6 protein-coding genes are annotated in these 8,731 nt (G+C 58.8%); all 6 read right to left on the bottom strand.

The genetic code is table 11. The features are described from left to right. Positions 1–240: 240 nt before the first annotated feature. Positions 241–540: a type II toxin-antitoxin system RelE/ParE family toxin gene (locus AB1402_10190; GenBank protein ID MEW6541959.1), complete on the bottom strand. Its 300-nt coding sequence runs from the start codon at positions 538–540 to the stop codon at positions 241–243. Beyond that, complete coding sequence (locus AB1402_10185; protein MEW6541958.1) at positions 530–754, bottom strand: addiction module protein; 225 nt, start codon at positions 752–754, stop codon at positions 530–532. The genes AB1402_10190 and AB1402_10185 overlap by 11 nt, the downstream gene beginning before the upstream one ends. A gap of 169 nt (positions 755–923) precedes the next feature. Then, positions 924–4,139, bottom strand: a complete 3,216-nt coding sequence (locus AB1402_10180; GenBank protein MEW6541957.1) for a type I restriction endonuclease subunit R — start codon at positions 4,137–4,139, stop codon at positions 924–926. Between the two features lie 584 nt (positions 4,140–4,723). Beyond that, positions 4,724–6,460: a UvrD-helicase domain-containing protein gene (locus AB1402_10175; GenBank protein MEW6541956.1), complete on the bottom strand. Its 1,737-nt coding sequence runs from the start codon at positions 6,458–6,460 to the stop codon at positions 4,724–4,726. After that, entirely contained in the window at positions 6,461–8,320 is a 1,860-nt protein-coding gene (locus AB1402_10170; GenBank protein MEW6541955.1) for an AAA family ATPase, read from the bottom strand. It abuts the gene before it with no gap. Continuing rightward, on the bottom strand, positions 8,317–8,731 hold a 415-nt coding region (locus AB1402_10165; GenBank protein MEW6541954.1), incomplete at its 5' end, for a hypothetical protein. The genes AB1402_10170 and AB1402_10165, both read right to left, overlap by 4 nt.

Raw genomic sequence — 8,731 nt, 5'->3', positions numbered from 1 at the left:
GTGTATACTTGGAGCACGGTTTCAGGGGGTGACATTTTCTCAGGCCACTTTAACGATCTTAAGGGGTGACATTTTCTCAGGCCAAATTAGCGTGTTCTAAGGTGACATTTTCACTGGCCGTTGACATGAAGCGAGGCGGTGAGCAGGCGGTGGCGTCGGCTGGAAGCACGCCCAAAAAACTATGACGCGCTGTCTGTATGTTTTTCGGTGAAATAGAAATTGAAGTTGGCGTTATTGCTCTTAAGGAAAACGTTGACGCCATTTGTCAGGATCGCGGGAGCTGTGAAATACGCCGTAGACTGTTACTCGCCCCCCAACATTCTCGTAGAAAATCGCGTATGGAAAGCGACGCACCAACCCGCGGCGATAATGCTCGAAAACTGTAGCATGCATCTCGGGTGTGCGGCGGATCGCTTCAATACACGCATCGACGCAGCTCAAAAACTCCTCTCCCAACCCGGTTCGCCGCCCCTCGTACCAAGCGTACGCTTCTGCGACGTCTTGCTCGGCTTCCGGCGCAACGATCAACTCAGCGACCATAATGACTTCGGATTCTTCGTTTGACTTCTTCCCACGCGAGTTCGGAGGCCGGGTTTCCCATCAGGCGGGCCTTTCTCCGGGCCAGCTCCTCCTTTTGCCAGTCGTGAACCGGTACCGCTTCAGGAGTAGCTGCAAGGTCATCCCACAAATCTTCCACAAGCTGAAGTTTTTCCGATGGACTCAGTTCAAAGATCGAGGTGTTGGTTAGGTTCACCTTAAACCCTCCCTTGAAGCGTTCCAAATATGACGAATCTTTCATACGTCTAATGAACGTGAAAGCGCTGCAAATGCGCGGCGGCGCTGTTTGCCGTCCGCTTGATTTGATTGTAGCAATCAGGATGTTTGCCTGTCAAGAAATTACAGGCATCTTAGGGCCTTAAAGACTATTCCCCTCGCGTCGCCGCCCATTCAGCCGACAGGACCTCGGCCTGTTCCAGCACCGTCTGCGTCGCCTTCTCCTGCTTGTCCGGCGGGTAGCCGTATTTGCGCAGGATGCGCTTGACGAGCACCCGGAGGTGCGCGCGGACGTTCTCCCGCATGGTCCAGTCAATCGTGACGTTGCTGCGCACCGTTTCGACCAGCTCCCGGGCGATCTTTTGCAGCATGTCGTCGCCCAGCACCTTGACCGCGCTGTCGTTGGTTTCGAGTGCGTCGTAGAACGCCAGCTCGTCCTCCGACAGGCCCAGCGCCTCGCCGCGGGCGTTCGCTTCCCGCATTTCCTTCGCGAGCCGGATGAGCTCCTCGATCACCTGCGCCGCCTCGATGGCGCGGTTCTGATACCGGCGGATCGTCTGCTCCAGCATCTCCGCAAACGAGCGGGCCTGGACGACGTTCTTGCGGCGCCGGGTGCGGATCTCACCCTTGAGGAGCTTCTGGAGCAGCTCGACCGCGAGGTTCTTCTGGGGCATGCCCCGCACCTCGGCCAGGAACGCATCGGAGAGGATCGAGATGTCGGGCTTGTGTAGCCCTGCCGCGGCGAAGATGTCCAGCACTTCTTCCGGGGCGACGGCGCGGGAGATGATCTGGCGGACCGCGTGGTCGATCTCCGCCTCGGGGCGGGCCTCTCCCGGCGCGCGCTTGGCGAGGACAGCCTGTACCGCTTGGAAAAAGGCTACGTCGTCGCGGATGCGTAGCGCCTCCTCGTGCGGCACCGCGAGGGCGAAGGCCTGGGACAGCTCGCGGACAGCCCGCACGCAGCGGTCCTTGCCGTTCTCCTGCGCAAGGATGTGCTCCTGCGCGGCGGGCAACAGCGCCAGCCGCTCCTGCGGCGTGCCGGCGGTCCAGCGCGACCGATCGAAGCGGTGGAAGAGGTCGCCGCAGACCGCGTACTTCTCCAGCATGACCGCGACCGCCTCGTCCTGATCAAGCGCCGTGCGGCCCGTGCCCCCGCTTTCGGTGTAGGTCGCGAGCGCGGCTTTGAGTTCGTGGGCCAGCCCCAGGTAGTCCACGACCAGCCCGCCGGGTTTGTCGCGAAACACGCGGTTGACGCGCGCGATGGTCTGCATCAGCCCGTGGCCGCGCATGGGCTTGTCCACGTACATGGTGTGCAGGCTGGGGGCGTCGAATCCGGTGAGCCACATATCGCGCACGATCACAATCTTGAGCGGATCGTTCGGGTCGCGGAAGCGGTTGGCGAGCGCCTCGCGCCGCGGCTTGTTACGGATGTGCGGCTGCCAGCCGGCGGGATCGGAGGCCGAGCCGGTCATCACGACCTTGAGCGCGCCCCGGGCATCATCATCGTCGGCCCAGTCGGGGCGGAGCCGCACCAGCTCGCGGTAGAGCTCCACGCAGATGCGCCGGCTCATGCAGACGATCATCACCTTGCCGTCCATCGCCTCGAGCCTGCGCTCGAAGTGCGCGACGATGTCTTGCGCGACGAGCCTGAGGCGCTTTTCGGCCCCGACGATGGCCTCGAGCTGCGCCCACTTGGTTTTAAGCTTCTCTTTGCGCTCGACTTCTTCGCCCTCGGTGGCTTCCTCAAAGTCCGGGTCTATCTTTGGACGTTCAGCCTCGTCGAGCGCGAGCCTCGCCAGGCGGGTCTCGTAGTAGATCGGAACCGTCGCGCCGTCCTCGACCGCGCGCTGGATGTCGTACACGCTGATGTAGTCGCCGAAGACGGCGCGCGTGTTCGCGTCTTGAAGCTCGATCGGCGTTCCGGTGAAGCCGATAAAGGAGGCGCGCGGCAGCGCGTCGCGCATGTGCCGGGCGAAGCCGTCGATGAAATCGTACTGGCTGCGGTGCGCCTCGTCGGCGATCACCACGATGTTGCGGCGGTCGGAGAGCATCTCCATCATCCCCCCTCTCCCTCTGGGAGAGGGTTGGGGTGAGGGGAGCTCGGGGAAGAACTTGTGGATGGTGGTGAACACCACGCCGCCCGCGGCGACGGAGAGGAGCTCGCGCAGGTGCGCGCGGCTCTCGGCCTGCACCGGCGGCTGGCGGAGCAGGTCCCGGCAGCGCGAGAACGTGCCGAAGAGTTGGTCGTCGAGGTCGTTGCGGTCGGTGAGTACGACCAGCGTCGGATTCTCCATCGCCGGCTCGCGGATGATGCGGCCGGCGTAGAACGCCATGGTGAGGCTCTTGCCCGAGCCCTGCGTGTGCCACACGACGCCGACGCGCCGGTCGCCCGGTTTGCCGCCGGGCTTGCGGCCGGCCTCGTAGCGCCCGGGCGCTTCCACAACGTACTCGGCCGCACGACGCAGTTCCGCCGCGCGCAGCGTCTCGTCCACCGCCACCCGCACAGCGTGGAACTGGTGGTAGCCCGCCATCTTCTTGACGAGGCGGCCGCCGCCTTCGTCCTCGAAAACGATGAAATCGCGCGCCAAGTCGAGAAAGCGCCGCTTGGCAAACAGCCCCTCGATCACCACCTGCAACTGCGGCATCGCTTCGGGCGCGAGCGTCTCGCCGCTGACGGTGCGCCAGGGTTTGAACCACTCCCGGCCGGCGGTGAGCGTCCCGACGCGCGCCTCGATGCCGTCGGAGACGACCAGCACCGCATTCGGCGCGAACAGCGACGGAATCTCGGCTTTGTAGGTCTGAAGTTGCTGGAAAGCCGTCCAGACGGTCGCGTCCTCGTCGGCCGGGTTCTTGAGCTCGACGACCGCGAGCGGCAGGCCGTTGACGAACAGCACCACGTCCGGCCGGCGGGTTGGGGCACGGGATGCCGGGCTCCAACGCTCCGTCACGCTGAACTGGTTGACGGCGAGCCAGTCGTTGTTGGCGGGGTCGTCGAAGTCGAGCACCCGCGCCTGCGCGCCGCGGATCGCGCCGTCCGCCGCGCGGTACTCCACGGTTACGCCGTCCACCAGCAGGCGATGGAGTACCCGATTGCGCTGGATCAGGTCCGCCCCTCCGGGCCGCGTGAACTTGCGGAAGGCGTCGTCCAGCGCTTCGGCCGGAAGGTGCGGGTTCAGGCACGCGAGAGCATCGCGCAGACGTTGTGAGAGCACCACCTCGCCGTAGTCAGCCCGCTCGGCCGCAGGCATGTCGGGCGCGATGTCCGGACCGTGCGCGATGCGCCAGCCGATAGCCTCGAGCCAGGCCAGCGCCGCCTGCTCGACGACGGACTCTAAGAAGGTGTGACTAATAATGACTTGCCCCACCCTTTCCTAGAACAAAGCGGGCACGTCCGCGCCTCAGCATTTCGTACGTGTTAACAAATTGCCTCATAGCAATACCCCCACGATGCATCCACGCTCATGAAAGGTCTTGGTCTTGGAGATGCCCAGCATTCGGAAAGCATCACGGTTCGGGCAGTAACAAGTAGCCGAAGGGCACGTGCATGGCACGGGCGAAATCCTCCAAACTGCCGTAGGGTTGGCAATGCTACGCCGTCCTCCCATTCTGCAAGCTTCGGAAAGCGTTTCGCGATAGTAGCGGCTCACAAGCGGCGCGCTCGCGTGCCCAGCGTAGCATGTCAGTATTGACAGGGACACGGTTCATGACTACCTACCCCCTCAGAATATTAGTTTCTCGGGTTAGGGACACCATTTCGGCATCGCTGTTTCGCCCAATATCAATTATGTCTTTGTCTGCCTATAGCTGGCAGGAGCATCCACACACAGACAGGCTAACATGATTACCGGCCTGTGGGCGACCTGTCCGTCGGCACTCTCCGGCCACGTAAGGGCTGCGGCTGAGACAATCTGCTTTAAGAATCTTTTTTCATCCATTCGCTAATATTCCCTTATAACCGATGGCCATTGAGAAGTATCGATGGGCGGGAAGCATCGGTCAGCATCAAGACGTGGTGACGCGCCCTGGTAATGGCTACCCGGGCCAGCTTTCGGCTGCGTCTATAGGGCGCTATCTCCTTGCAGTAAATGAGCGGAGAGCTGTTGGGGTCGTCGAATATCACAACGGCGTCAAATTCCTTGCTCTTCGATTTATGTGCTGTCATGACATGAATACCGGCAAGGTCGTTTCCCCCGGATAATAGCTGTTCAGCTGAGATAGCATCGTCGAGCACAATCCGAGCACCATGGTAGTGACCGCGTGTCTGCCAAAGTTCGGTAAGTGCTCTCGCGATTCGTTGGCCTCGTTGGAACGCCGCTAGTTGCTCGGCATAACGTGCTATTTCAGCAAGCGGGTTTGCTCCACAATCCGCTAGAAAACGCCGGGCATCCAGCCAATCAGATCGAGGTTCACCTGAGAAGCTATGACTACGTAATGTGCGCAGCACCTGCAGAAGTCTCGCCGAGACAGTGTTCCTTCTAGGCTGGGCCCCGCCCTGCGCTTGAGTTGCCGCCACTGAAAGACGGCTGGCTTGATCGAGATTGCCTCCCCCTCCCTTAGAGCGATACACAGCGGCACATAACTCCAGTCCATCCGCAAGCTCGAGCAGTTCATCCGCTGTCGACCGTCGGGGTTCCATAAGGAAGGCGACTACGCGACTTGAAAGCAAGACGGGCGCTTCATCAATGAAGACCCGATGGGGAATTCGCTGATCTCCTCCATCACCCGTAAGCGCTCGGGTAAGCAAGTTAACGCCGCGACCCCATGTAGCAAAAAGCGCAATGCTTTTCGGTCGCTTACCGGTAAGTTGCTCGACGCGTTGTATGGACATACCAATGCTCTGCCGAATTCCCACATCACGCCTATCCCTCCTGGGGTGAAAATTCAAACGCGAAACGCCGATATAGGGGGATCCGCGTGGTGTTCCAAGTAATACGTCGTTCCCGAACTGGACAATCTCGCAATTTGGGCTGCGGTGATTCTGGGTCTGTAAATCAACCCGTAGCGGATGCAAGGTCTCCATAATCTGTTCTACTCGCTCCGAGCTCACCCCCGGTCGAAAGTCGTATATCTGCTGGTCCAAATCCGCTAGGCACATCAGCTGCGAATGCTGCGCCATCAGCTTTGCGATTGCCCATTGATCCTCGGCGGTGTCCTGTGCCTCATCTACTACGATGAGCGGGAAACGCGAGGAAAGCAGGGAACGAAGGCGCTGACTTCTCATCAGTAATTCAAGCGCTTTGGGTGCGAACAGATCGAAAGCAACGCTACCTTCTTCACGGAAACGGCGTTCCCTTTCGACGTTCCAATCTAGCCCGACGTTCTCGTACTCGTGCCGGGCAGCATCTTCGTCGTGTGGAAGAAGTAGCCGTAATCGTCGCGGTGCACCTAACAGGTATCCATGCCCTCGAATGATCTCCCAGAAAAATGAATGAAATGTTTGGACAGACAGTCGGTTTCGGATCACCTTGGGAACTTCTTTTTGGCTCGCCTCCATGACTCGACCCACAGCCGCTCGCGAAAAACTTAGAAAGAGCACAGATTGCCCCGGTAAAAGCCCTTCCTCTATTCGCTTCCGTGCCTTGAGGAGCGCTATGGTCGTCTTACCAGCCCCCGGTCCGCCGGTGACAAGCAAATGTCCATTCTCGTCGAGAATGCGTTGCCGCTCAGGACAAATCTGCAATGACATTCAGGCACCCTCGCCAGGCGGATTGTTTGCTACTGCGACCTGCAGTGCAACGTCCGCGACAAGCGCTTTATCGGGTCCGTCTTCCGCATTGCCAGCAAGTACTACCTGCTGGCGCTTAGGTTTAGGAAAACGCGCATATACTGCAAGCAAAAAGCTTCGGATGTTCAGTGGAATCTCATCGGTAGTGCAAAGGTCCAGCAAACGTGCGGCTCCGCCTGCACCCTTCAACCCCTTGAGGAGCCGTATGGTGTGATCCTTAAGTTGATCGTCATTCGGTCGAACGGCCGGGATGCCGTAATGTCCATTAGGATCCTCTTCGCGTAATGCCTGAAGGAGTTGCCACTGCCGATCTAACGGGACCTCCGCGGCGAGCAGAGCTTCCGCGCCTTTGTAAGGAATCTCGTTAGCAATCTCGTATACGGCAACTAGGGCATCTACCTCTGCTTGCGACCGTTGCTTACGGTCAAAGAATGCAAACGCAGGAATTTCAATCGTTTTGAAAAACTGTCCCAAGCGCTCCAGATTACCCTGCCCCTCAGCATCGATGATGCTCACTCCCGCCACGTCGAACGGGAAAAGCGAGGCGTCGGCCTCTTCCATCGTGTTCGCACAACTTTGAAGAACATCCCGCTCAGTAATCCCTTCACCGACGATTACGCCTTGCCCGAGCATCGCTTCCGCTAATGTTCTGCGAATATTCTGTCGATAGCTTTTAGGCTTCATGAGTTCGGGGAGTGAAACTCGGATACCAGTAAGCGCACCCGTCGCATCGCGTACAAGTCGCATGATCTTCTCAGGCTCGAAACGCTCGATGACATAGGGCGAATGCGATGTGACGAAACACTGTGTGGTTTCATCAAGCAGGTATTTCGCTATGCGTCGTTGCGTATGGGGCGGCAATGCTACCTCCGGTTCCTCCATCGCGAAAATAACGTTGTCCTTCTTGATTTCCGCGATGAAGGTAAGAAGCGCAAGCACCAGAATATTTAGCGTACCAGTTCCTGCTTCCTGAAATGGGACCGAGGTTTCGCCTTCGCCCATCGCCAAGAAGAAAGCGATTGTCTTGCGAAGATGTTCACGGGTAAGTTGTGAAACGAAAAGTCGGGTAGATCGTGCGCCACCGCCAGTTTGTATGTAATCTGATAGCCTGTTCTCGATTTCGTCGAGTATAGGGCCGAGTTCAGTCGCATCCGAATCAATAGGAGGGTCGAGTTCGGCAAGCCGTTTGCGGATTCGCTCCCACAGCCCTGTGCGCACATCCTTCATTCTCAGAATAACATCTAATAGCGATCCTCTTTCGAGGCTTAAAGCACGTGAACCAGTTCTCAGCGCCCTTAAGTACAGGAACCCGATCGCACGCTTTACTCGGCTTGGCACGGCGTGTGGCTCTTCTTCGCCAGCAACCTCCTCGCCAGAGTAAATTGACCTTGCAAAAAACTGATCCTCCTCTGGATCATATTTAGCGATAGTGGTCAGCCGAAGACAGCGCTCTACGTGTGCTGCGTCCACTTGATCAATTTCGCCCTGTCCAAGTAACCGTTGTTCGTCTTTGTGCCAGTACTCCAAGTTCGCGAAACATTGTCTTGCTATTTCTTCTGTGAGACTGGTCAGCAGAACCTCGATTCGGATCGGTATCGGCGTCTGCCCATCTGCGTCCAGATACCGTGCATTATAGAAGTCAAACTCTTCAACAGGTGGAGTGCGAGCGAGACGGTCTGGCGCAAGGACTAGTTCCAATGCTTCGCAAATAGTGCTCTTGCCCACGTTATTTCTGCCGATAAACAGAGTATGGCCGCCAAAAAACAGTTCAGATGATCTAATACCACGGAAATTTTCGATCTTCAGCCTGGTCACCTTCATGCACTCATCCCCTTGTTTCCTAGTTCACTGTTAGTCAGCACCCGTAGCTCGCCGGAGATGAGCTTGGGCAGCAGAGCGTCGCGCAGGGCGGCGAGGGTGCGGGACTCCCTGTCGCTCTGTGCAATTTTCGCCAGGAGGGGACCTGCCACCCACGAGAACCGCCCAAGCACTTCATCGTTGGGACGAACGATCGGCGTCGCGGCGACAACTTCAGGGCGAACTGCGGGGTAGACCGCGCCATCGGCCAAGTGAGCAAGCGTGTCAATGTTGTCCGCCGCCGTAGCGGTGTTGCTGCCGGAGCTATTTGTCACTGATTGACGCGTGCCAATGGCACTCGTCATTGCCGGGAGTGGATGGCACCGGGAGCCGTGACAGTTGACGTTCCCGGCCCCCGGACCTCTTGGATCGAGT

Source organism: Bacillota bacterium (assembly GCA_040757205.1).
In the GTDB taxonomy this organism is placed as follows: Bacteria; Bacillota; Desulfotomaculia; order Desulfotomaculales; family Desulforudaceae; genus Desulforudis.
Note: the sequence above shows the minus strand (reverse complement) of the source record. Positions and strands in the feature narration are given on the sequence as shown.